Source organism: Buttiauxella sp. (genome assembly GCF_049686335.1).
GTDB lineage: Bacteria > Pseudomonadota > Gammaproteobacteria > Enterobacterales > Enterobacteriaceae > Buttiauxella.
Genome location: NZ_JBAVHX010000004.1, coordinates 825,583 through 849,374 on the forward strand (window position 1 = coordinate 825,583; position 23,792 = coordinate 849,374).

At 50.8% G+C, this 23,792-nt stretch carries 26 protein-coding genes; 10 read left to right on the plus strand and 16 right to left on the minus strand.

All coding sequences use genetic code 11. From position 1 onward, the window contains the following. The first annotated feature begins 5 nt into the window (after positions 1 to 5). Together WBL83_RS04265 and WBL83_RS04270 are read left to right on the plus strand one after the other, a co-directional pair. Positions 6 to 1,454, plus strand: a complete 1,449-nt coding sequence (locus WBL83_RS04265; RefSeq protein ID WP_424587950.1) for a DUF2867 domain-containing protein — start codon at positions 6 to 8, stop codon at positions 1,452 to 1,454. Positions 1,455 to 1,546: 92 nt separating this feature from the next. Then, entirely contained in the window at positions 1,547 to 2,557 is a 1,011-nt protein-coding gene (locus WBL83_RS04270) for an NAD-dependent epimerase/dehydratase family protein (RefSeq protein ID WP_424588039.1), read from the plus strand. Positions 2,558 to 2,566: 9 nt separating this feature from the next. Here the strand turns inward: WBL83_RS04270 and WBL83_RS04275 are convergent, their stop codons facing one another. Together WBL83_RS04275 and WBL83_RS04280 are read right to left on the minus strand one after the other, a co-directional pair. After that, complete coding sequence (locus WBL83_RS04275; protein WP_424587951.1) at positions 2,567 to 3,412, minus strand: N-acetylmuramoyl-L-alanine amidase; 846 nt, start codon at positions 3,410 to 3,412, stop codon at positions 2,567 to 2,569. After that, a complete protein-coding gene (locus tag WBL83_RS04280) occupies positions 3,409 to 3,732 on the minus strand; it encodes a heavy metal-binding domain-containing protein (protein ID WP_424587952.1) in 324 nt (107 codons plus the stop codon). The genes WBL83_RS04275 and WBL83_RS04280 overlap by 4 nt, the downstream gene beginning before the upstream one ends. A gap of 107 nt (positions 3,733 to 3,839) precedes the next feature. Here WBL83_RS04280 and WBL83_RS04285 point away from each other — a divergent pair, with 107 nt between their 5' ends. The 6 genes from WBL83_RS04285 to artJ all read left to right on the plus strand — a co-directional run bounded on the left by WBL83_RS04285 (position 3,840) and on the right by artJ (position 8,355). Then, on the plus strand, positions 3,840 to 4,367 hold the full coding sequence (locus tag WBL83_RS04285; RefSeq protein ID WP_424587953.1) for a lipoprotein: 528 nt from the start codon (positions 3,840 to 3,842) through the stop codon (positions 4,365 to 4,367). A gap of 212 nt (positions 4,368 to 4,579) precedes the next feature. Then, complete coding sequence (gene artP / locus WBL83_RS04290; RefSeq protein ID WP_424587954.1) at positions 4,580 to 5,308, plus strand: arginine ABC transporter ATP-binding protein ArtP; 729 nt, start codon at positions 4,580 to 4,582, stop codon at positions 5,306 to 5,308. 19 nt (positions 5,309 to 5,327) lie between these two features. Then, positions 5,328 to 6,059: an arginine ABC transporter substrate-binding protein ArtI gene (gene artI, locus WBL83_RS04295; RefSeq protein ID WP_424587955.1), complete on the plus strand. Its 732-nt coding sequence runs from the start codon at positions 5,328 to 5,330 to the stop codon at positions 6,057 to 6,059. A 5-nt stretch (positions 6,060 to 6,064) separates the two neighbouring features. Continuing rightward, complete coding sequence (artQ, locus tag WBL83_RS04300) at positions 6,065 to 6,781, plus strand: arginine ABC transporter permease ArtQ (RefSeq protein WP_424587956.1); 717 nt, start codon at positions 6,065 to 6,067, stop codon at positions 6,779 to 6,781. Then, positions 6,781 to 7,449, plus strand: a complete 669-nt coding sequence (artM, locus tag WBL83_RS04305) for an arginine ABC transporter permease ArtM (protein ID WP_424587957.1) — start codon at positions 6,781 to 6,783, stop codon at positions 7,447 to 7,449. The genes artQ and artM overlap by 1 nt, the downstream gene beginning before the upstream one ends. 174 nt (positions 7,450 to 7,623) lie before the next feature. Then, on the plus strand, positions 7,624 to 8,355 hold the full coding sequence (gene artJ / locus WBL83_RS04310) for an arginine ABC transporter substrate-binding protein ArtJ (protein WP_424587958.1): 732 nt from the start codon (positions 7,624 to 7,626) through the stop codon (positions 8,353 to 8,355). Between the two features lie 118 nt (positions 8,356 to 8,473). Here the strand turns inward: artJ and rlmC are convergent, their stop codons facing one another. The 13 genes from rlmC to WBL83_RS04375 form a co-directional block, all read right to left on the minus strand. Beyond that, positions 8,474 to 9,601 (minus strand): 23S rRNA (uracil(747)-C(5))-methyltransferase RlmC, encoded by a 1,128-nt coding sequence (gene rlmC, locus WBL83_RS04315; RefSeq protein WP_424587959.1) that lies wholly within the window; start codon positions 9,599 to 9,601, stop codon positions 8,474 to 8,476. A gap of 45 nt (positions 9,602 to 9,646) precedes the next feature. Further along, complete coding sequence (locus WBL83_RS04320) at positions 9,647 to 10,081, minus strand: YbjO family protein (protein WP_424587960.1); 435 nt, start codon at positions 10,079 to 10,081, stop codon at positions 9,647 to 9,649. 111 nt (positions 10,082 to 10,192) lie between these two features. Then, positions 10,193 to 11,038: a putrescine ABC transporter permease PotI gene (gene potI, locus WBL83_RS04325; protein ID WP_424587961.1), complete on the minus strand. Its 846-nt coding sequence runs from the start codon at positions 11,036 to 11,038 to the stop codon at positions 10,193 to 10,195. Beyond that, positions 11,035 to 11,988, minus strand: coding sequence for a putrescine ABC transporter permease PotH (gene potH / locus WBL83_RS04330; protein WP_424587962.1), 954 nt, complete (start codon positions 11,986 to 11,988; stop codon positions 11,035 to 11,037). Before potH ends, potI begins: the two co-directional genes overlap by 4 nt. A gap of 9 nt (positions 11,989 to 11,997) precedes the next feature. After that, positions 11,998 to 13,131, minus strand: coding sequence for a putrescine ABC transporter ATP-binding subunit PotG (gene potG / locus WBL83_RS04335; RefSeq protein ID WP_424587963.1), 1,134 nt, complete (start codon positions 13,129 to 13,131; stop codon positions 11,998 to 12,000). 172 nt (positions 13,132 to 13,303) lie between these two features. After that, positions 13,304 to 14,416, minus strand: coding sequence for a spermidine/putrescine ABC transporter substrate-binding protein PotF (potF, locus tag WBL83_RS04340; RefSeq protein WP_424587964.1), 1,113 nt, complete (start codon positions 14,414 to 14,416; stop codon positions 13,304 to 13,306). Positions 14,417 to 14,923: 507 nt separating this feature from the next. Beyond that, positions 14,924 to 15,403 carry a YbjN domain-containing protein gene (locus tag WBL83_RS04345; RefSeq protein ID WP_424587965.1) on the minus strand — a complete coding sequence of 160 codons (480 nt, stop codon included), beginning with the start codon at positions 15,401 to 15,403 and terminating at the stop codon, positions 14,924 to 14,926. A gap of 134 nt (positions 15,404 to 15,537) precedes the next feature. Beyond that, a complete protein-coding gene (gene rimK / locus WBL83_RS04350; RefSeq protein ID WP_424587966.1) occupies positions 15,538 to 16,440 on the minus strand; it encodes a 30S ribosomal protein S6--L-glutamate ligase in 903 nt (300 codons plus the stop codon). A 64-nt stretch (positions 16,441 to 16,504) separates the two neighbouring features. Beyond that, positions 16,505 to 17,422, minus strand: coding sequence for a LysR family transcriptional regulator (locus WBL83_RS04355; protein WP_424587967.1), 918 nt, complete (start codon positions 17,420 to 17,422; stop codon positions 16,505 to 16,507). A 68-nt stretch (positions 17,423 to 17,490) separates the two neighbouring features. Then, the gene (locus tag WBL83_RS04360; RefSeq protein WP_424588040.1) at positions 17,491 to 18,747 is read right to left on the minus strand and encodes a nucleoside permease; all 1,257 of its coding nucleotides are present in this window, start codon (positions 18,745 to 18,747) and stop codon (positions 17,491 to 17,493) included. A 43-nt stretch (positions 18,748 to 18,790) separates the two neighbouring features. After that, positions 18,791 to 19,624, minus strand: coding sequence for a xanthosine phosphorylase (gene xapA, locus WBL83_RS04365; protein WP_424587968.1), 834 nt, complete (start codon positions 19,622 to 19,624; stop codon positions 18,791 to 18,793). A gap of 154 nt (positions 19,625 to 19,778) precedes the next feature. Then, complete coding sequence (nfsA, locus tag WBL83_RS04370) at positions 19,779 to 20,501, minus strand: oxygen-insensitive NADPH nitroreductase (RefSeq protein ID WP_424587969.1); 723 nt, start codon at positions 20,499 to 20,501, stop codon at positions 19,779 to 19,781. Beyond that, a complete protein-coding gene (locus WBL83_RS04375; RefSeq protein WP_424587970.1) occupies positions 20,485 to 20,784 on the minus strand; it encodes a YbjC family protein in 300 nt (99 codons plus the stop codon). The genes nfsA and WBL83_RS04375 overlap by 17 nt, the downstream gene beginning before the upstream one ends. Before the next feature lie 216 nt (positions 20,785 to 21,000). Here WBL83_RS04375 and WBL83_RS04380 point away from each other — a divergent pair, with 216 nt between their 5' ends. Next, positions 21,001 to 21,273, plus strand: coding sequence for a GrxA family glutaredoxin (locus WBL83_RS04380; protein ID WP_034456459.1), 273 nt, complete (start codon positions 21,001 to 21,003; stop codon positions 21,271 to 21,273). Positions 21,274 to 21,312: 39 nt separating this feature from the next. On the opposite strand, the gene WBL83_RS04385 is transcribed toward WBL83_RS04380, so the two are convergent. After that, complete coding sequence (locus tag WBL83_RS04385; RefSeq protein WP_424587971.1) at positions 21,313 to 21,678, minus strand: inner membrane protein YbjM; 366 nt, start codon at positions 21,676 to 21,678, stop codon at positions 21,313 to 21,315. 300 nt (positions 21,679 to 21,978) lie between these two features. Between WBL83_RS04385 and WBL83_RS04390 the strand changes: the two genes are divergently transcribed. Next, positions 21,979 to 23,661, plus strand: coding sequence for an aspartate:alanine antiporter (locus WBL83_RS04390; RefSeq protein WP_424587972.1), 1,683 nt, complete (start codon positions 21,979 to 21,981; stop codon positions 23,659 to 23,661). Positions 23,662 to 23,792 lie beyond the last annotated feature (131 nt).

Below are 23,792 nucleotides of genomic sequence, written 5' to 3' on the forward strand. Positions count from 1 at the left end.
GGACGATGACACAGCCACAAAATATTCTGGTGCTCGGCGCAAGCGGCTATATAGGGCAACATCTGGTGCCGCAACTTGCCCAAGCCGGGCATCATGTCACCGCCGCAGCAAGGCGGGTTGAGTGGCTGGAGAAACAACCCTGGGACTCTGTCGTCTGTCGGCACGTCGATTTGCAATGGCCCGAGACGCTCCCGGCACTGCTGGAAAATGTCGATACGCTTTATTATCTGGTGCACAGCATGGGTGACGGGGCGGATTTCGTCGCCCATGAACGCCAGACCGCGCTTAATTTGCGCGACGCATTACGTGCGCATCCGGTAAAACAGCTGATTTTTCTTAGCTCGCTGCAAGCCGCCGAAGGTGATGGGGACTCTGAGCATCTGCGTGCCCGCCAGCTGACAGCCGATATTTTACGTGATGCGGCCGTACCGGTGACGGAAGTGCGTGCGGGGATTATTATCGGTGCGGGTTCAGCCGCTTTCGAAGTAATGCGCGACATGGTCTATAACCTTCCGGTGCTCACGCCACCGCGCTGGGTTCGTTCGCGCACCACGCCGATTGCATTAGAAAATTTACTGCATTATTTAGTCGAACTGCTAAATCATCCATCGCAGGAAAACCGCGTTTTTGAAGCCGCCGGGCCTGAAGTGCTGAGCTACCAGCAGCAGTTCGAGCGTTTTATGGCGATCAGCGGCAAACGCCGTCCTTTAATCCCCGTTCCGCTGCCGACCAGTTGGATCTCCGTGTGGTTTCTCAACATGATCACCTCGGTGCCCCCCACTATTGCTAAGGCGCTGATCCAGGGGTTGAAACACGATCTTTTGGCGGACGATCGCGCATTACGCGCGTTGATCCCGCAGCAACTGTTGAACTTTGATGACGCGGTCCGTGCGACCCTTGCTGACGAGAACAAGCTCGCAAACTCGCAAGACTGGGGTTACGACGCTCAGGCATTTGCTCGCTGGCGACCGGAGTATGGTTATTTCCCGAAGCAAGCGGGTTGTACGCTGAAGACATCTGCTGAACTGGTCGACTTATGGCGAGTGGTGAATCAGGTTGGCGGCAAAGAGGGCTATTTCTTCGGCAATATTTTGTGGAAAACCCGTGGCTTAATGGACTTGTTAGTCGGGCATAAACTGGCGAAAGGCCGACCGGCGCGCGACATGCTGGAGGTGGGCGATCAAGTCGATAGCTGGAAAGTGATTATTGTCGACCCGCAAAAAGAGCTGACGCTGTTATTTGGTATGAAAGCGCCAGGGCTGGGTCGGCTTTCGTTCACTTTGCGTGACCATGGTAAGCATCGCACGCTGGATGTTCGCGCCTGGTGGCATCCACATGGAACCGCAGGTTTATTCTACTGGTTAGTCATGATTCCCGCGCATCTGTTCATTTTCCGGGGAATGGCCCGAAGGATTTGCCAGGTTTCCGAACAATTGTCACATAAAGTCCGTTAAGTTCTCCTAATCTTTAGCATTCCCCATTGCAAGCGCTGCCATTTCACGGAAAAATGCGCAGCGTAAATCTCAATTACCATGAGTTGGTCTACATGAAGGTACTGGTAACGGGCGCCACCAGCGGTTTAGGCCGAAACGCGGTCGAATTTCTTCGCGCGAAAGGCATCAGTGTTCGGGCTACCGGGCGCAATGAAGCCATGGGCAAACTGCTGGAAAAAATGGGTGCGGAGTTTATTCGCGCTGACCTTACCGAATTGGTTTCCTCGCAGGCCAAGGTATTGCTGGCGGATGTCGATACACTTTGGCATTGCTCGAGCTTCACCTCGCCGTGGGGCACTCAGGAAGCGTTCGATCTCGCTAACGTCCGTGCAACCCGTCGCTTAGGCGAATGGGCCGTTGCCTGGGGCGTACGTAACTTCGTGCATATCTCCTCGCCATCGCTCTACTTTGATTATCACCATCATCGTAATATCAGCGAAGATTTCCGCCCTGTGCGCTTTGCCAATGAATTTGCCCGCAGCAAAGCCGCCAGCGAAGAAGTGATTCAGCTGTTAGCACAGTCAAACCCGCACACACGCTTTACCATTCTGCGTCCGCAAAGTTTGTTTGGCCCGCATGATAAAGTGTTTTTCCCGCGCCTGGTGCAGATGATGCGCCATTATGGCAGCGTTTTGTTGCCACGCGGCGGCGAAGCGATGGTCGATATGACTTATCTTGAGAATGCGGTGCATGCGATGTGGCTCGCCACTGAGCGTTGCGAAACGTTGCCTTCAGGGCGCGCGTATAACATCACCAATATGGAAGCTCGCCCGCTACGCGTGATCGTGCAAAAGCTGATTGATGATTTAGAGATCAAATGTCGCATTCGCTCCGTTCCCTATCCGATGCTGGATATGATCGCCCGCAGCATGGAGCGTTTTGGTAATAAATCGGCCAAAGAACCTGTGTTGACGCATTACGGGGTATCGAAACTCAACTTTGATCTCACGCTTGATACCACGCGCGCTGAAACAGAATTAGGTTATCAGCCGATTGTGACGCTGGATGAAGGCATACGTCGTACCGCTCTCTGGTTGCGTGATCACGGTACATTGCTTCGTTAATTACGCCGTCTAGCTTTGCCCGTATTTTTCGAGCAACGCTTCAGCGATAGCTTCAGTTTGTGCATCCGGCAGGCCAGAATATTCGTTGGGACGGAAGTGCATCTGGAAAGCCTGAATCACCCTCTGTTGCTGCGCTGGCGTCATTTCAGGCGTCACCTGATACCCATAACGCGATAGTAAATTGAGCAAACCCCGCTTATCCACAGGTTGGTATGGACCACGGCCATTCAGATAAAAGGCCACTCTGTTGGCATCCGGCCAGGCACCAATGCCCTGCTGCGCCAGTTGCTCCCAGGGGAATAACGGACCCGGGTCGACTTTACGTTGCGGGGCAATATCCGCATGTGCGACCACGTTCTGCGGCTTGATTTGATAACGAGCGATGATAACTTTCACCAGCTTCTCTAGCACTGAAATTTGTGCCGCGTTGAACGGGTAAAACTGGTTAACGCGCCCGATGCGGGTAAACCCTTTATTTTCCAGTTCGATACCAATCGACGTGTCATTGATGCGTGTCGCACCACCCCAGAAACTCACTCCAGCATGCCACGCCAGTTCACTTTCAGGCACCAGTTGCCAGATAACCGGCTTGCCGCCAGATATCGGTGGCGTATCGGGTATCAGATAATGTGAACTGACATTTTTGTCAGTTAAAGTGGATAACGAACCGGTAAAATCATCGGCGGTGTAGTGAATAACTAACACTTTCACGCGCGGATACGCGGCCTGTGCAGCGTGTTGGGTATCGACGATATAATCGCCTTTATCGATAATGCGTTTATCGACAACCTCAGGCTTACTGGCGCACCCCGTCAATAACGCCGCGATTAAAAATGTGGCTAAACGGCCCTTCATCGACGCGTTTTTACCGCAGTACCGGTGACACTCACCATCAGCATGCTCCCTTCCTTGCCCACGGTTTCGTAATCAATATCGATACCGACCACGGCATTGGCGCCCAAACCTTCAGCTTGTTCCTGCAATTCTTTAAACGCTATCTCGCGCGCTTTACGTAATTCTTTTTCGTATGCACCGGAACGGCCACCGACGATATCGCGCACCCCGGCAAAAAAGTCGCGAAAAATATTGGCCCCCAGAATCGCCTCTCCTGTCACCACGCCACAATATTCAGTGATGCTCTGCCCTTCGAGCGTTGGGGTAGTTGTAAATTGCATAAGCTTCTCCTCTCTTTGTATCAACATCTTAGCGCATTACCTGCCACGCATTTTGACAACGATACGCTATGCTAAGTTAGTCCTCCTGAGAAGATAAGGAAATAAAAATGCGCAGCTCAGTTTTGGTTCTTCTTCCGTGCGCGATGTTACTCACGGCCTGTACTACCCCCGTCACGCCCGCTTTTAAAGATATTGGCGCCCGCAGCGGCCCTTGTATTGAAGGCGGCCCGGATAGCGTGGCACAGAAATTTTATGATTATCAGATAAGCCATAAATCCCAGGGCAACAGCGCCATTACCGGCTTGCGTCCGTATATGAGTGATGCTCTGGCACAGCAAATGCAAAAAGCCAGTACGTCGCCGAATGCGCAAAATGACTTTATGCGTAGCAACATGTTTACCAGCAACGCCGATGGCGCTGACAGTGCCACCGTGGCCTCGGCGTCAACCATTCCTAACACCGATGCGCGCAATATCCCACTGCGTGTAGACCTCACTAAAGGCAGTCAAAGCTGGCAAGATGAGGTGCTGATGATCCGTGAAGGCCAGTGCTGGGCGGTCGATGACGTACGTTATCTGGGTGTAAATAGCCATGCACCTTCTGGCAGCCTGCGTCAGGCGATAGAAACCGAGTAATTTCCCCTGCGGGAGACGGATGGTAACCCTTGTAAATAGTCTGGAATTTTCTCATAACTCCGACATTTATTCTTGCCTCCCTCCCGCCTCGCTATTTTGTGCTACCTTTAATGCATGCGAGTAGTTATTTTTAGGTTTTAACGCACAAAGATTGCATAACTATTCTGTTAAAGGTACCCTTTGCGGCTTCAATTGCTATTCAACTTATGCGCATGAGTATTCAACTAAACGGCATTAATTGTTTTTACGGCGCACATCAAGCGCTGTTCGATATCACTCTTAGTTGCCCACAGGGCGAAACGCTAGTGCTGCTTGGTCCAAGCGGCGCAGGTAAAAGCTCGCTTCTGCGCGTACTCAATCTGCTTGAGATGCCGCGCTCTGGGCAACTCACCATTGCAGACAACCATTTCGATTTTGCAAAAGCGCCAGGCGACAAAGCCATCCGCGAACTGCGTCGCAATGTGGGTATGGTGTTCCAGCAATACAATCTTTGGCCTCATCTCACTGTGCTGCAAAACCTGATGGAAGCGCCTTGCCGCGTCCTTGGGATCAGCAAAGATGAAGCACGCCTTCGTGCTGATAAACTGCTTGAGCGTTTACGTCTGAAACCCTATCAGGACCGCTATCCGCTCCACCTTTCAGGTGGTCAGCAGCAGCGTGTCGCAATCGCCCGTGCATTGATGATGGAACCACAGATCCTGCTGTTTGATGAACCGACCGCAGCACTGGACCCAGAAATCACCGCGCAAATCGTCAGCATCATTCGTGAGTTGGCTGAAACCAACATCACGCAGGTCATCGTTACCCACGAAGTGGAAGTTGCGCGTAAAACCGCAAGCCGCGTGGTTTACATGGAAAATGGCCACATCGTTGAACAAGGTGATGCGAGTTGCTTCGCAAAACCACAGACCGAAGCGTTTAAATTCTATCTGTCACACTGATGTATCCGGGAAAATAACCATGAAAAAAGTTCTGCTTGCCACATTATTAGCCAGCCTGAGCCTTTCCGCGACGGCTGCACAAACTATTCGTTTTGCTACGGAAGCTTCTTACCCTCCGTTTGAATCTATGGATGCCAGCAATAAGATCGTGGGTTTTGACGTCGATTTGGCTAACGCGCTGTGTAAAGAGATTGATGCCACTTGCACCTTCTCTAACCAGTCTTTTGACAGCCTGATCCCAAGCCTGAAATTCCGTCGTATCGACGCAGTCATGGCCGGTATGGACATCACTCCTGAGCGTGAAAAACAAGTTCTGTTCAGCAACCCGTACTACGATAACTCTGCCCTGTTCGTTGGCCAGAAAGGCAAAGTTGCTGATATCGCGGCGCTGAAGGGCAAGAAAGTTGGCGTGCAGAACGGGACTACGCACCAGAAATTCATCATGGATAAACATCCAGAAATCACCACCGTTCCTTACGACAGCTACCAAAATGCCAAACTCGATCTGCAAAATGGTCGTATCGACGCAGTATTTGGTGACACCGCTGTAGTGACCGAGTGGCTGAAAGCAGAACCGAAACTGGGTGCTATCGGCGATAAAGTGACAGATAAAGGTTACTTCGGTACCGGTCTGGGCATCGCAGTCCGTCAGGGCAACACTGATTTGCAGGCGAAGTTCAACACCGCGCTGGAAAAAGTGAAAAAAGATGGGATTTATCAGACCATCTACGAAAAATGGTTCCAGAAGTAATCTGAATGAACGAAATGTTTCCTTTAGCGAGCGCCGCCGGGATGACCGTCGGCCTTGCCGTTTGCGCGCTGGTAATCGGCCTGGCTCTGGCGATGATTTTCGCCGTGTGGGAGTCTGCGAAATGGCGTCCGATTGCCTGGCTGGGTTCAGCCGTGGTAACGGTGCTGCGCGGCCTGCCTGAAATTCTGGTGGTGCTGTTTATCTATTTCGGCTCCTCACAGTTGCTGCTTATCCTCTCTGATGGTTTTGTGCTCAATCTCGGTTTTGCGCAAATTCCTGTTCAACTACAAATTGAGAATTTCGATGTCAGCCCGTTCTTGTGTGGGGTGATTGCGCTTTCCCTGCTCTACTCGGCTTATGCTTCGCAGACTTTGCGTGGCGCACTCAAAGCTGTGCCAATCGGGCAATGGGAATCTGGCCAGGCGTTAGGTCTGTCGAAAGCTGCCATTTTCTTCCGTCTGGTGATGCCGCAAATGTGGCGCCACGCGCTGCCGGGATTAGGCAACCAGTGGTTGGTTTTGCTGAAAGATACCGCGCTGGTTTCGCTGATTAGCGTCAATGATTTAATGTTGCAGACGAAAAGTATCGCCACCCGTACTCAGGAGCCGTTTACCTGGTATGTGGTTGCTGCCGCGATCTACCTCGTGATCACCCTCATCAGCCAGTACGTGCTCAATCGTATTGACCAGAGAGCGACACGTTTTGAACGGAGACCCGGCTGATGCTTGAGTATTTACCGGAACTGTTTAAAGGCCTGCACACCAGCCTGACACTCACCGCGGCATCCATTGTGGTCGCGTTGATTTTATCGCTGTTTTTCACCATCGTTCTGACGCTGAAAACACCGGTACTGGTTTACATTGTTCGTGCCTACATCACCCTGTTTACCGGTACACCTTTGCTGGTGCAAATCTTCCTGATTTACTACGGCCCAGGTCAGTTCCCATCGATTCAGAACTACCCGGTTTTGTGGCACCTGCTTTCTGAGCCATGGTTATGTGCACTGATTGCGCTGTCATTAAACAGTGCAGCCTACACCACACAACTGTTTTACGGTGCGATCCGCGCCATTCCTGATGGGCAATGGCAGTCATGCGGCGCACTTGGAATGAGCAAGAAAGACACCCTCGCGATTTTGCTGCCTTATGCATTTAAACGCGCGCTTTCTTCTTACTCGAACGAAGTAGTTTTAGTGTTTAAAAGTACTTCTCTGGCGTACACCATTACGCTGATGGAAGTCATGGGCCACGGGCAGTTGCTGTACGGCCGCACTTACGATGTGATGGTGTTCGGGGCGGCAGGTTTGGTTTATCTGGTGGTTAACGGATTACTGACGCTGTTAATGCGTGTGATAGAGCGGCGGGCGCTGGCATTCGAACGCCGTAATTAAGGCATCGTTAAGGCTGTACTAATCACTCAAACAGGCGGGGACTTCCCCGCCTTTTTTACACCCAAATAAATATAACTATACATTTTATTTGCATATAAATTCATTTGCTGGCATGATTTTTTGACGCCGGGAAACGGTGAAAACTATAAAACACGACAGACGGGAGCAACACACATGAAGAAGTTTATTTTGGCCGCTATGTTCGCTACAGCCGCATTCAGCGCGGCCGCAGCCGACAAAATCAACTTTGGTTCTTCGGCGACTTATCCGCCATTTGAATCGCTTGACGCCAGTAATCAGATTGTCGGTTTTGATATCGATTTGGCTAAAGCTTTATGCAAACAAATGCAGGCTGAATGCACATTCACCAACCACGCCTTTGACAGCCTGATCCCGTCGCTAAAATTCCGCAAATATGACGCGGTAATTTCAGGCATGGATATTACGCCTGAACGTAGCAAACAAGTTTCCTTCACCACGCCGTACTACGCTAATTCAGCGGTAGTGATTGCCAAAAAAGGTGCGTTCACATCTTTTGACGAACTTAAAGGCAAACGGATTGGCATGGAAAATGGCACCACCCACCAGAAATATCTCCAGGATAAGCATCCGGAAATTAAAACGGTGTCATACGATAGCTATCAGAATGCAATTATCGACCTGAAAAATGGCCGTATTGATGGCGTATTTGGTGACACTGCAGTGGTGAATGAATGGCTGAAAACCAACCCGCAATTAAGCACAGTTGGCGAGCACGTGACTGATGCAGAATACTTTGGAACGGGGTTGGGTATTGCGGTGCGTCCGGATAATCAGGCGCTGTTAACCAAACTGAATGCTGCGCTGGCGGCAATTAAAGCTGACGGGACGTATCAGAAAATTAGTGACCAGTGGTTCCCACAGTAACTATTTTCTAAATCAGGATGCCCTCACCCCGGCCCTCTCCCACAGGAGAGGGAGAAAACCTTAGGACATTACCGGACAATCCCCTCTCCCTGGGGAGAGGGTTAGGGTGAGGGGGAAACTACCCGCGCACTAACAACGCCAACACCTCGTAATGCGCGGTGTGCGGGAACATATCAAACAACTGCACACGCTCTACCCGATATTCTGCCAACGACGCGATATCCCGCGCCATGGTCTGTGCATTGCAGCTGGAATAGATAATGTATTTCGGTGCCATGTTATTGAGGAAATAACAGAGCGCCTGGCCAATTCCGCGCCGTGGCGGATTCACCAGAACCAGATCAGGAACGTCGTGCTGTTCTGTGGCGAATTTCGTTGAATCCAGCGCCTGGAAGTGAATATCCGTCAACCCCAGTTTTTCCGCCGACTGGCGTGCGCAGGCAATCGCCTCTGGGGCAATTTCAATGCCGGTCAGTTTCATATCGGGAGTCGCGCAATGCAGGCCAAAGCCGCCCACTCCGCAGAACAAATCCCACATATGTTTGACGGGCAACACCCGTACCCATTCACGAGCCGTGGCATATAAAGAAGCCGCAACGACCGGGTTGGTCTGGAAGAAACTTTGCGGGCGGATATACAACGGCACACCGTTAAACTGCTCTTCAAGCCACTGTTGCTCGGTTAACGGGATCTCCTGCTCGCCTTCCATAATCGCCATATGCACCGGCTGAATGTTGGCGGAGATAACCTTTAACTGCGGAAGTTGTTGCTGCAACCACGGCAGTGCTGCGCGTAGCTGTTCCAGTTTGGCATCGCTTCGCAGGACAAAACGCAGCATCATGCCACCGTCTAACTGGCTTTCTGTTAACAGCAGATATTTTAGCTCACCGCGTTTACGCGCCACGTTATACGGCGTCAGTCCCGCACGGGCGATAAACGGTTTCAGTAGGTTAAACACCGCTGGGAATGAAGCCGGATAAAGTGGGCAATCGGTTAAATCTTCAGGATTACCATTGCGATGCAGCATCCCTAGCAGAGGTTTTTCTACGCTTCCGCTGACCACCATTTTAGCTTTATTACGGAATGCGTGCTCAGGGCCGCTGACTGGCGCGCACCAGTCTTGCACCGCAATGCCCTCCAGCAAATGCTGAAGTTCCTTCATCTTAGCGGTGAGTTGTTCGGAAATCGGCTGTTCAATCCACTGACAAGAGCGGCAGCGATTAGCCTCATAGAGCGCGCAATGCATAATAAAATCCTGAAGACTTGAAACGCAGATAGTAACACTGCGTGGTTATTGAAGTTTAAAAAAAAGTCGACTGCGAGAAGGGATAAATAACAAAAATAACACCAACAAGTCGGGTAGTTTTTGCGTCATTAGCGATCGGAATATTTCTCGTTTTGACTCGCCTGGGATACTAAACAGCTCGGGATAACCCCAGCCAAGTGATGCGGCCCATAAATAACTGACGCTAATCACCTGCGTCCCAAGAAACACCCAACGTCCCCAACTCCGCCCTTTCATGATGACAAATGCGCAGCGTAACTCGACGCACAGCATCACCAGGCTGCCAAGGAAAATCAGCGTCAGGCTCCAGGTTTGTACGCTACGGTGAATGAAATCAAGTACTCCACTCACACCGAGCAGGTTGAAAATCAACATCAGATCGAGGATGCGTGTAGAAAGAATAGCAATCGCCGCCACCAGCACTAATGTGGGAGCGTTCAATTTAGCTTGTGTTTGACTTCGTTTCCTGAAAATTTCCGCAAACCTCGTGTTCCATACGACACAGTGCCGCGACAAGCGCGGCACTGTGGGTTTTATCAGATTTTAAACCTTTCAGCTATGCCTTGCACGCTGGATGTCGCGCAGACGTTGCTTTTCTGCTCGCGCCATAAACCACCAGGCAATTAAACCGATAACCCCAACAACTCCTAAGATTATAGACGCCAATGCGTTTATTTCAGGATTAACCCCCATTCTTACGCTTGAGAAAACCAGCATCGGTAACGTCGTCGCCCCAGGGCCTGAGACAAAGCTCGCGATAACTAAATCATCAAGCGATAAGGTAAATGCCAGCAACCAACCGGAGATAATCGCCGGTGCAATCATCGGGACGGTGATAACGAAGAATACCTTCAACGGGGTAGCACCCAAATCCATCGCCGCTTCTTCAATGGAGTGATCCAACTCCCGCAGGCGTGAGCTGATGACCACCGAAACATACGCAGTACAAAATGTGACGTGCGCGAGCCAGATGGTCAACATGCCACGGTCACCTGGCCAACCAATGGCATGTCCTAATGCGACGAACAGCAATAACAGCGACAGACCGGTGATGACATCAGGCATAACCAGCGGTGCAGTGAGCATAAAGGCAAATCCCGTAGAGCCACGAAATTTACCAAATCTAACCATCACCACGGCGGCTATGGTGCCAAGAATAACCGCCGCAGTGGCTGCTGCCGCTGCAATCGTCAGACTCAGCCCCACCGCATTCATCATCGCGGAGTCATGGAACAACTCCACATACCAGCGCGTTGACCATCCTGCCCAGACGGTCACAAGCTTTGAGCTGTTAAACGAGTAGATCACCAGCATTAACATTGGCGCATAGAGGAAGGTGAAACCAATCGCCAAAATCACAATGCGCCACGGTGAACGCACTACCGGTAAATTATTCATGCGTGGTCCCCCGCAGTTTTGTTCTGGTATTTGTGGAACCACATAATCGGCACAATCAGCAAGATAAGCATGGTTATCGCCACCGCTGATGCCACAGGCCAGTCTCGGTTATTAAAAAACTCCTGCCATAATACGCGACCAATCATGATGCTATCCGGCCCGCCAAGCAGTTCAGGGATAACAAATTCCCCCACTGCCGGAATGAATACCAGCATGGAACCGGCGATAATGCCGCCTTTGGTGAGTGGCACGATAACACTGAAGAAGGTTTTCAGTGGGCGAGCCCCCAAATCTAAAGACGCTTCCACTAACGAGTAATCGAGACGTGTCAGCGCGGTATAAATCGGCAACACCATGAACGGCAAATAGGCATAAACGATACCGATATACACCGCCAGATTGGTATGCAGAATCACCAGAGGCTGGTCAATCACACCCAGCCACATCAAAACATTGTTCAGTACGCCGTTGTTTTTGAGTATCCCCATCCACGCATAAACGCGGATAAGGAATGAGGTCCACGACGGTAGAATCACCAGCAACAACAGAATATTACGCGTTGATGATTTACTGTGCGCCACCGCCCACGCCAGCGGATAACCCAGCAGCAAGCAGCAAATCGTTGATATACCTGCTACCTGCAATGACTGCAAATAGGCCTCGGCGTACAACGGATCGTCCGTTAACTGGAGATAGTTCGCAAGGTTCAGCGCCAGGGAAATCTGATCATCAGCCCAGGTAATTAAGTCGGTATAAGGTGGAATAGAACGCGCTATTTCTGCAAAACTTATCTTGAAGACAATCAAGAACGGCAGCATAAACAGCAAAATCAGCCACAGATAAGGCAATGCGATCACCAGCTTGCGGCCATGACGCATTTGCATTTTTCCCAACCACAATTTCAAACCGCTTGCCGGTGGCTCGGCCGGGCGTTCATTCATCGTGCTCATTTCACCCCCTTAAACCGTCAGCACCACACAACTTTCAGCATCCCAACACAGTCGAACTTCATCGTCCCATGTTGGCATTCCTTTACGATTGCGGTTCTCATTTTGCAACTGCGCGCTGATCATCTGGCCGCTTTTCAGGCGTACGTGATAGATCGACAAATCGCCCAGATAAGCGATGTGTACCACTTCACCGACCGCAAAGTTATAGCCGTCGGCTGGCGGTTCATCACACAGCATCACTTTTTCAGGACGCAACGCCACGTAGACCGGCACGCCATCAACGACAGAAATGTCTGCGTCAACTTTGAGTGGGTGGACAAGCCCTGGGCTTTCAATGACCAGACCATCTTCCTGGCGCTCTTTCAGCAGCCCTTCAAAGACGTTCACCGAGCCGATAAATTCTGCGCTGTAGCGCGTGGCCGGATACTCGTAGACCTCTTCTGGCTCGCCAATTTGCTCGAATTTGCCGCGATTCATAATCGCGATACGCCCCGCCATAGTCATCGCTTCTTCCTGGTCATGGGTCACCATCACGCAGGTCGCGCCAACACGCTCCAGAATATCCACCACTTCGAGTTGCATCCGGTCACGCAATTTCTTATCCAGAGCGCCCATCGGCTCATCCAGAAGTAATAATTTAGGTCGTTTTGCCAGGCTACGTGCCAGCGCGACACGCTGACGTTGGCCGCCTGAAAGCTGGTGCGGCTTACGTTTGGCAAACTCTTGCATATGTACCAGCGTCAGCATTTCCTGCACGCGCTGGGCGATTTCCGCTTTTGGGAGTTTGTCTTGCTTGAGTCCAAACGCAATGTTTTGCTCGACCGTCATATGCGGGAAAAGCGCATATGACTGGAACATCATATTGATGGGACGCTGATAAGGCGGTACGTGGGACAAGTCCACGCCATCCAGCACAATCTGCCCGGCACTTGGCTGTTCAAAACCCGCCAGCATGCGTAACAGGGTTGATTTTCCACAGCCGGATGGACCGAGCAGCGCAAAAATTTCGCCTTTATAAATAGTCAGATTGACATCATCAACGGCATGTTGCCCGTCAAAGGACTTGGTGAGATTGCGAACTTCAAGCAGCGGAGTAAGCGCTTTGCGAGTTTTCGCATGCGGACGAGGGGTTGCGTCGTTCAATATGTTGCTCTCCGGCGAATCTTATTATAAGGCACTCATACCCAGGTCATTCGCGAGATCTTGAAGGGTGGATAAGCGATAGCGCCATCCACCATTTTCACTCGTTTGGTCGGTTGACGCGTTGCTTAACCGACCTACGATGCCAAAGGTTATAAATAACTAAGATATGTAGTTATTTGCCTGTTTTAACCTTAGTCCACGCGCGAGTAATCACGCGGTCAACTTTTGGCGATTGCACACCCTGTGTGAACAATTTGGCACGCACATCAGCCGGTGGATAAATACCTGGATTATCACGAATCTCAGCGTTGAGCAGCGGAGTCGACTCTTTATTCGCATTCGCGTAATAAACATGATTACTGATATTTGTCACCACATCTGGACGCATCAGGTAGTTGAGGAACTGATAAGCTTCGTCTTTATTCTTCGCATCAGCGGTCATTGCGAACATATCGAAGTACACCATCGCCCCTTCTTTAGGAATGGTATAAGCAATATTCACGCCATTTTTTGCTTCTTTGGCGCGGTTTGCTGCCTGAAGAATATCCCCAGACCATCCGATCGCGACGCAAATGTCACCGTTAGCCAGGTCGTTAATGTATTGGGAAGAGTGGAAATAACGAATTGATGGGCGAAGTTTCATCAGCAGATCGTTCGCCGCTCCGGTGTAATCTTTCGGATCGGTGCTGTTAGGATCTTTACCCAAATAGTGCAGCACGCTTGCGTACACTTCGCTCGGCGCATCCAGGAATGAAACGCCGCAGCTTTTCAGCTTCTCAAGGTTTTCTGGTTTCAGAATCAGATCCCAGCTATCTACTGGCGCATCTTTGCCCAGCGCCGCTTTGACTTTCTCGACGTTGTAACCAATCCCGGTGGTGACCATCATGTACGGAATGCCGTATTTGTTGTCGTGGTCGTTATGGGCGACCAGTTTAAGCATTTCCGGATCGAGGTTTTTGTAGTTGGGCAGTTTGCTCTTATCAAGCGGCTGGAAGATACCTGCCTGGGCCTGACGCTCAAGGAATTGCGAGGAAGGCACCACGAGGTCATAACCCGTGCTGCCCGCCATTAACTTCCCTTCCAGGACTTCGTTGGAGTCAAAGACGTCGTACACCACTTTGATGCCGGTTTCTTTAGTAAAGTTTGCCAACGTATCTGGAGCGATATAATCAGACCAGTTATAAACGTGCAGCGTCTTTTGTTCAGCGGCAAACGAGGTGGCAGAAACGGCCATCAGCAAACCCGCTACCATACCCGATAGCAATTTTTTACGTTGGGTGAACATATGTCATTCCTTCTGAATAAAGGGTATACCCGTCATACTTCAAGTTGCAGGTGCGTTGGCTACCTTCATTCACCCAAATCACTTACTCCAGTAAGCTCATTGGGATTCATTCACTTGCCGCCTTCCTGCACCTTGAATAATTTTGGGTACCAATCCCGCTTTCGCGAGCATAAATTACTCACTCGAACTTTTACGCATTTTTTTCTCGCCTGTGTAACATGCAAGAATCATGCATCTCTATTCAAACTGCTGCAAAAAAAGGACGGTCGCCTTCCTGCAGACGTTGCACGCTTTAAGCGTCCCGCAAGAATAACTGTAGCCATAGTTAGTGACTATAGCTCGGATAAAAAAACGCCATTTATCAATTTTTTAAGTATAAAACGCCTACGCTATGGCCTAAAAATGGCTGCAGCGGCGACAAATATGCTGGCTGGATGTGATTGAGACAGGATAAAAACGCGTGGAACGCAGCGGGTATGGTAGCCGCTGCGCCCAGGAAACGAACGATTAGTGCAGAAAGTGGGTTTGAATAATTGTGTCGTCTTGCACTTCTTCATCAGAGATAAACAGTAACTGGTTCGCGCAAGCTTCGAGGATAACCATCGAGATTTGTTCTTCGCTCTGTTTTACAAAGGAAGCAAACTGCTCGCGAGTAATACCCACTGCCGCTTGTAGCGACTGGCAAACCACCAGTTTAGGTAAATTATCATCCTGGATATCTAAAAACGCTTTCACCGTCAGTGAGCTGGCATTAATCGACGAAAGATCGGATGCCAGCGGCAGCAACGCGGAAGGCTTTACCTCGGCCAGGGCTGAAAACAAGACGATATTATCGACCAGATCGATTTTCGCATCGTAGACACCATCAAAATTCTGCATATGGGGCAGATGGAGCGCCTGGCAGGTATCGCACTCGAAAATGGTCACGCCGATTTCGTCAAGCCAGCGGCGTAAGATGTCCAGAGTAGGGACAACGAGTGAATCCATAAATGCCGTAGCCTCTTTAAAAAGGGGAATGAACGTAGCCAACAAAGATGCAGCCTGAAATATGAGGGGTATAGCTTACGCAAAAATAACGCCTCATACTAATATTATGCGCCCGATGGCGCGGATGCTCGAATTTAGCCGCCCGTTTTCAGGCAAAAGCCTGGTTGCGCCTGCTGCTCAATCCACTGGATCATTAAAGTCGCAATATCCACACCGCTCGTCTTTTCAATGCCTTCCAGACCCGGCGATGCATTCACTTCCATCACCAGCGGGCCACGTTCAGCACGTAAAATATCGACGCCTGCAACATCCAGCCCCAGAGTTGCCGCCGCATGCAGGGCAATTTCACGCTCACGCTCGGTAATTTCGACCTGATTCGCTACTCCTCCGCGGTGTAAATTGGAGCGGAAGTCCCCGGGTTTTGCCTGGCGTTCGATTGCCGCCACGACGTTGTTCCCGACAACCAGACAACGGATATCCCTGCCCTGCGCTTCTTTGATATATTCCTGCACCAGAATATGGGCATTCAAACCTCGGAAGGCGTCAATCACGCTTTCTGCCGCCTGCCGTGTTTCCGCTAACACCACGCCGATGCCTTGTGTCCCTTCGACCAGTTTCACCACCAGCGGCGCCCCACCGACCATGTCGATGAGATCACTGGTGTCATCGGGAGAGTGGGCAAAACCGGTGACGGGTAAATCGATACCCTGGCGTGCCATCAACTGCAATGAGCGCAGTTTGTCGCGGGCGCGAGTGATCGCCACAGATTCATTGAGCGGATAACTGCCCAACATCTCAAACTGACGTAATACGGCGGTGCCATAAAATGTAATGGCCGAGCCTATACGCGGGATCACCGCATCATAATGAGGCAACTGCCGCCCTTTATAGTGCACTGACGGGGCAGCCGGATTGATGTTCATATAGCAAGAAAGGGGATCGATGATTTCGATAACGTGACCACGGCGGGATGCCGCCTCACGTAGGCGTTTGCAAGAATAAAGCGTTCCATCCCGGGATAAAATGGCGATTTTCACCCTGTACCTCTGCGCGACCAGTCCAATAATGACAGCGGAGCTATCATAACACTGCCATTACATTTCAACGAATGGGCAATGTGTCCGGCGATTGTTTTAACACGTCGATTAAATGACGCGTAGTGGATGCCAGATGATGCGGATCGTAGACCACATAAAGATCCGCCGGGATGGCTTTCGTCAGCGGGCGGAACGTAACACCCGGCCAGTTCATTTGCGCATAGCTATCCGCCATGATGGTTAACCCCATACCAATGCTGACCAACGCCAGGACCGTTTGCGGCTCCACAGCTTCCCTGACCACGTGTGGGACAAAGCCTGCCTCGCGGCAAACACCCTGCAAAAAAGTCCAGTCAGAGTGCACGGCCGTCATGGTCACAAAAGCCTCGCGGCGCAATTGCTCAATATCGATGGCCGATTTTTTTGCCAGGGGATGTTTTTCTGGCAACGCCACCAGGAACGTGGCGTCGTGAAGCTTTTCACTGCGTAAACCCGGAGGAGGATTGGTTTCCATGCGCCAGATTCCGGCATCAATATCATGACGGTCAATCAAAGCAAGCTGGTCACCCGGTGACTTTTCGCGGAACAAAATATCGATAGCAGGATAGTCAGCAATAAATTGCTGTAACCCCAAACGCAACCCACCCCAGATTGCCGTACCGACAATTCCAAGATGAATTCGTCCCCCTTCCCCACGACCGATCTGTTCCACGCGCGCCAATGCCTGGTTCGCGCTATCCAGCAATTGTCGGGTTTCTTCGAGCAACACTTCTCCCGCATAGGTCAGGGCGACGCTACGGGAGTGACGTATAAACAGAACGGTGCCGAGTTGGGATTCTAACTCTTTGATGTGGAAGCTCAGTGGCGGCTGCGACATGTTAAGCCTCGCCGCGGCTTTACCAAAATGCAGCTCTTCCGCAACAGCCTGAAAATAGCGCAGTAGTTTTAAATCGGTACGGTAAGTTCGCGGTGAATGGCTCATGAGGCTCCCTATGCTCTGGCAGCCCCATAAGTTATCACTCCTGTCGCTCACTGTAATCCAGCCGTCGATTAATGTGCGACAGGTGCCGAAGCTTTAAGCGAAGGGGTGTGACGATACTGGAAACTGAAGTGGAAAATAACAGCCAGCACCAACGCATATCCCGCGAAGACTAACCAAATGGTCGTCCAGTCTTTGACGCCATCCACACTGAAGTAATCCACAACATAGCCGCTCAAAATCGCGCCAACATACGCGCCAACCCCATTCACCATCGTCATGAACAGCCCTTGAGCACTGGCCCGGATACGCGAGTCGACTTCTTGTTCTACAAACACGGAACCGGAAATATTGAAGAAATCGAAGGCGCAACCATACACCACCATGGAAAGCAGCAGTAATACAAAGCCAAATGCTGATGGGTCGCCCCAGGCAAACAAGGCAAAACGCAATACCCATGCCACCATACTCATCAACATCACTTGTTTGATGCCAAAGCGACGTAAAAAGAAGGGGATGGTGAGAATAAATGCCACTTCGGACATTTGAGAAACCGACAGCAAAATCGAGGGATATTGCACCACGAAGCTATTCGCAAACTCAGGCTGACGAGCAAAATCATGCAGGAATGGATTGCCGAAGGTGTTGGTGATTTGCAATACCGCACCTAACAACATGGCAAATAAGAAGAAGACGGCCATGCGTGGATTCTTAAACAGCACAAAAGCATCTAATCCCAGACGGCTCACCCAGCTACGGGACACCCCGCCTTTTACCACCGCAATAGTTGGCAAAGTGAGTGAATAAAGTGCCAGCCCAAGAGAAGCACCCGCCGCAATGTACAACTGCACATTACTCAGTTCAAAACGCATCAGGCTGACCGTCCACATGGCGGCAATAAACCCGATGGTGCCAAACACGCGGATCGGTGGAAAATGGCTGACGGTGTCCAGGCCGGCTTTTTCGAGACTGGCATAAGAGATGGTGTTTGATAGCGCAATAGTTGGCATAAATGCCATCGCATTACCCAGCATCACCCAAAACATCAGCCCCGGTTGGTTAATGCTGGCCGCCCAGGCCAGCATGAGCGCACACACCAGGTGGCATAGCGCGTAAACACGATTCGCGGGCAGCCATTTGTCGGCAATAATACCCACGAGCCCCGGCATTAATAGCGCGGCAATCCCTTTGGTGCTGTAGACCATGCCCACATCAGCCCCCCGGAACCCGAGGGTATTAATCATGTAGGAGCCCAGTGTGACAAGCCAGGCGCCCCAAATGAAATACTGCAAAAACAACATGATTTTCAAGCGTGGTTGAATCGCTATGGAGTTAATCGCCATGTGTTTTACCCGGTGTGTTGGAAGTGCCTTAGGCGAGTTTGCCCAGGAAACCGCAGATCAGATTGATGAAGTTCTGGCGCGAAAGTGCTGCAGCCGCCAGGGTCTGTGCGTGGGAAAGCTGAACACTGCCCAGACCTTCAGCCAGGTTAGTTATCGCCGAAACCGCCACAACCTTTAGGCCACAATGGCGAGCACTGATCACCTCTGGTACCACTGACATTCCTACAACATCACCGCCAATGATTTGCATCATGCGAATTTCTGCTGCGGTTTCAAAGTTTGGACCTGGGTAGGAAACAAACACCCCTTCAGGGAGTGGGAAGCCCTGCTCTTTCGCTACTGTCTGCAAAACGCCACGGTAATCAGCATCGTAAGCATTCGCCAGAGAGAAGAAACGCTCACCGAAGCGCTCATCGTTCGGGCCAACAGTCGGGGTACCTGGCATGGTATTAATGTGGTCGTTAAGCGCAACCAACTCGCCAGGGCCAACTTCAGGGCGCAGTGAACCCGCCGCATTAGTCGAGAACAGAATTTCACAGCCCAGCAGTTTGAAGGTGCGAATCGCATTGGTCATCACAGACATGCCGCGTCCTTCGTAAAAATGTCCGCGCCCTTTCATACACGCGACTGGAACACCCGCGAGCGTCCCAACGACTAACTCGCCGGCATGGCCGTGCACGGTGCTAACCGGGAAGCCAGGCAGCTCTTCATAAGGGAAAACGACCGGCTGTTCGATTTTCTCAGCCAGTTCGCCAAGGCCGGAGCCCAGAATGAAAGCCACGCGCGGGACCAGGCCATTAATACGTGAACGGATAATATCTGCGGCGTAAAACGGGGAGTTATCAAGTGTAGTCATCGGCATCAGGTGCTCCTTGTCTTGGTGTCGAAATAATCAGAGGAAGTGTGAATCACTCTGTTATACCGACTTGCGACTACGCATCACCAATACCGTTTGAGCCGATGATTGATACCGAAAATGTATTGATTAGCGATGGCTGATGCCATCGCTTGAGTCACTACCGTGTTGCCCACCCCTGCTGATGCAAATAATCCAGGATGAAAGGACGGTTCTCTTTAATGATGGTACGACGAATGTGGTCACTCCATGTGTCGCGGCGGGCATTACTATCGCGAGAAAGATAATACTGCGCGATCTCTTCGTCATATTGTGCCAGCACTTCAGCATCAACCGGCTTATAGCTATTCTCATGCATCACCATCGCCGCAGGCATGCGAGGTTTGAGGTCGTGATCTTCATCCGGCCAGCCAAGGCACAGGCCAAACAGCGGTAGAACGTGTTTCGGCAATTCCAGTAATTCTGTCACCGCTCCGATACTGTTACGAATGCCGCCAATATAGACACCGCCTAAACCTAACGACTCCGCTGCCGTAAACGCATTTTGCGCAAGCAGTGCGGTATCGACTACGCCGAGCAGTAGTTGCTCCGCCAGACCAAGTTGTGCTTCCGGGCAGATTTGCAAATGGCGGTTAAAGTCAGCGCAAAATACCCAGAACTCAGCGGCCTGAGCCACATGTTTCTGGCCACCTGTTAGCGGGACAAGCTGTTCACGCAGTGATTTATCGGTAATACGAATAATCGAAGTGCATTGCAAAAAGCTGGAACTGGAAGCCGCCTGGGCACTGGCAACAATCGCTGCACGCTGTTCATCGGTAATGGGGGCGTCGGTAAATCGACGAATGGAACGGTGTGAACGCAGCAGATCAATGGTCGGCGTCATCGCGTTTATCCTTTGGCTTATTTGAAAGAGTTTTATCCACTGGTGGCTCGCCTTTGGTCAGCAGCGGTGCAACGTTCTGCGCCATCACCCAAACCATAAAGCCCGCCGCGGGGATCATTAGAGCAATTCCCAAAAATACCATGACAATAGCCGCTGTGGCACTCCCTACGGGCGCAGGTAATGTCACATAACCATTCAGGGAGAGATAGGAAAGCAGTAAAAAAGCGATACCGATAACTTCGAGAATTAAAACCGGCTTCGGTAACGAACCAAGTGAACGCATCCGCTTGTCTCCAGAGGCAATAATCGACTCAGTATACCCTGGTGTCCGGTGTTTTTATGCCCCAGACTCCCCCCCAAAACTTGCGAGTCGCGGGATGCGGGGATAGGCGGCGAATATCAGACTAACAGGCAAGACCTTCTTCCCATTCGTAACAGTTAGCGGCATTATAGTTGTCATACGCCGCTTCGTTCGGCCACAAAAAATGAAGGAGATACCATGTTTGCAGTAATTTTTGGCCGTCCAGGCTGCCCATATTGCGTTCGTGCTAAAGAGTTGGCTGAGAAACTGACCGCTGAGCGTGACGACTTCAACTTCCGTTATGTTGATATCCATGCAGAAGGCATCAGCAAAGCCGATCTGGAAAAAACTGTCGGTAAACCGGTTGAAACCGTTCCACAGATCTTCCTCGACCAGAAGCACATCGGTGGTTGCACAGATTTCGAAGCTTACGCAAAAGAACACCTGAGTTTGTTCCAGAACGCGGAATAAGCAGCAGACAAAAAAACCGGCTCAATGAGCCGGTTTTTTTTATCGCCGCTGACGGCGGAGCACGTTATGTAAAAACAAATAGCACAATGCTCCAAGAGCACACCAAAACACAGCACTAAACATCCAGGCCATTTCTTGCCAGAACGTTCGCGTTGGCGACATCCAAAACTGAATGATTAACAGACAAAGCGGTGAAGCAAGGACTGCGCCTATCAGCGGTTTGATCACTCTGCCATCGCGGGAAAACACGCTTGCGATAATACCCGGCAGGATAAAAAACAGCATCCCCCACTCAGCGTGCTTATCACCCGGGTAGCTGTTGGCGGCCATCAATTTCTGTGAAAGAAACACGCCAACAAACAACACGAAGCAGCAAATGACCCCAAACCAACGTTGTCCACGCATGAACACACATCCTCCTGACGATCGCCTATATCGAACTTAAAATTACAGTTCTGCACGCAGAACCTGCCCGAGTCAGATAAGTTTCAGCAATCCTTGCTAAAAAATAGATAGCGTAATTAGCACAATATTCTTACTAGCCGTTAATCTTTATAAAGATTAAACTACCGGCCATTATGAGGTCCGCGCACTGGATATTTTAATGCAAAGAAAATACATCAAATTGCGTCGTTATTAGTTGAAACCTTAAACCAAAAAACCATCCCTTTCAACAAGTTACTAGTAAACAAGAAGTTAGCCTTCGTGAATATAAACGTCGCAGATTTGTTAAGCGGGAATTACATCCTGTTATTATTTGTTGTTCTGACCCTCGGCTTGTGCCTGGGGAAATTACGCCTTGGTTCCGTCCAACTGGGTAATTCCATTGGTGTTTTGGTGGTCTCTTTAATACTCGGCCAACAACATTTTTCGATTAACACTGACGCCCTAAATTTGGGTTTCATGCTGTTCATTTTTTGTGTCGGCGTGGAGGCTGGGCCAAACTTTTTTTCAATTTTCTTCCGCGATGGCAAAAATTATCTGATGCTGGCCCTGGTCATGGTCGGATCCGCCATGTTGCTGGCATTAGGTTTGGGGAAACTCTTTGGCTGGGACATCGGTCTGACCGCCGGGATGCTCGCAGGCTCGATGACATCAACTCCAGTATTAGTGGGTGCGGGGGACACTTTACGCCATTCTGGTGCCGCCGGAGCCCAGTTAGCCGCGTCACTGGATAACCTGAGTGTCGGTTACGCGCTGACTTATCTTATCGGCCTGGTTAGCCTGATTGTTGGCGCACGTTACTTGCCAAAACTGCAGCATCAGGATTTGCAAACCAGCGCACAACAAATCGCCCGGGAACGCGGCCTGGATACTGACGCTGCTCGCAAAGTCTATCTGCCCGTGATTCGAGCCTACCGCGTCGGTTCTGAACTGGTCGCCTGGGCTGATGGTAAAAATCTGCGTGAACTCGGTATTTATCGCCAGACCGGTTGTTACATTGAACGCATTCGTCGTAATGGCATTCTGGCAAACCCGGATGGCGACGCGGTGCTGCAAAAAGGTGATGAGATAGCACTTGTGGGTTATCCGGATGCCCATTCCCGCCTTGACCCGAGTTTCCGAAACGGTAAAGAAGTCTTTGACCGCGACCTGCTGGACATGCGCATCGTCACCGAAGAAATCGTGGTGAAAAACCACAATGCAGTAGGCCGCCGCCTCGGGCAATTAAAGTTAACCGATCATGGCTGCTTCCTGAACCGCGTTATCCGCAGCCAGATTGAAATGCCTATCGACGACAACATCGTGCTCAATAAAGGTGATGTACTGCAGGTCAGTGGTGACGCCCGTCGTGTGAAAACCGTCGCTGAGCGTATCGGCTTTATCTCGATTCACAGCCAAATTACCGACCTGCTCGCCTTTTGCGCATTCTTCATTATTGGTTTGATGATCGGCATGATCACCTTCCAGTTCAGCTCGTTTAGTTTTGGTGTGGGCAATGCGGCAGGCTTACTGTTCGCCGGGATTATGTTGGGCTTCCTGCGAGCCAACCACCCTACTTTCGGCTATATCCCGCAAGGGGCGCTGAATATGGTGAAAGAGTTCGGGTTGATGGTGTTTATGGCAGGCGTAGGTTTAAGTGCAGGCAGCGGCATTGGCAATGGCTTAGGCGCAGTTGGCGGGCAAATGCTGGTCGCCGGGCTCATCGTCAGCCTGGTTCCTGTCGTTATCTGCTTCTTGTTTGGTGCATATGTTTTACGTATGAACCGCGCATTACTGTTTGGCGCAATGATGGGCGCACGTACCTGCGCACCAGCAATGGAAATCATCAGCGACACAGCACGTAGCAACATTCCGGCACTGGGTTACGCCGGGACTTACGCTATCGCTAACGTGTTGTTAACCCTGGCGGGGACGCTTATCGTAATCATATGGCCAGGTTTGTGATCCATGTTGCAGACAAAGAAAAAAGATTTTTTTATGACAGTGCGAACTTTTTGCCCAAGGCAAAGTCTTAATTAGTGCCACTGCTTTTCTTTGATGTCCCCAATTTGTGGAGCCCATCAACCCCGCCTCTT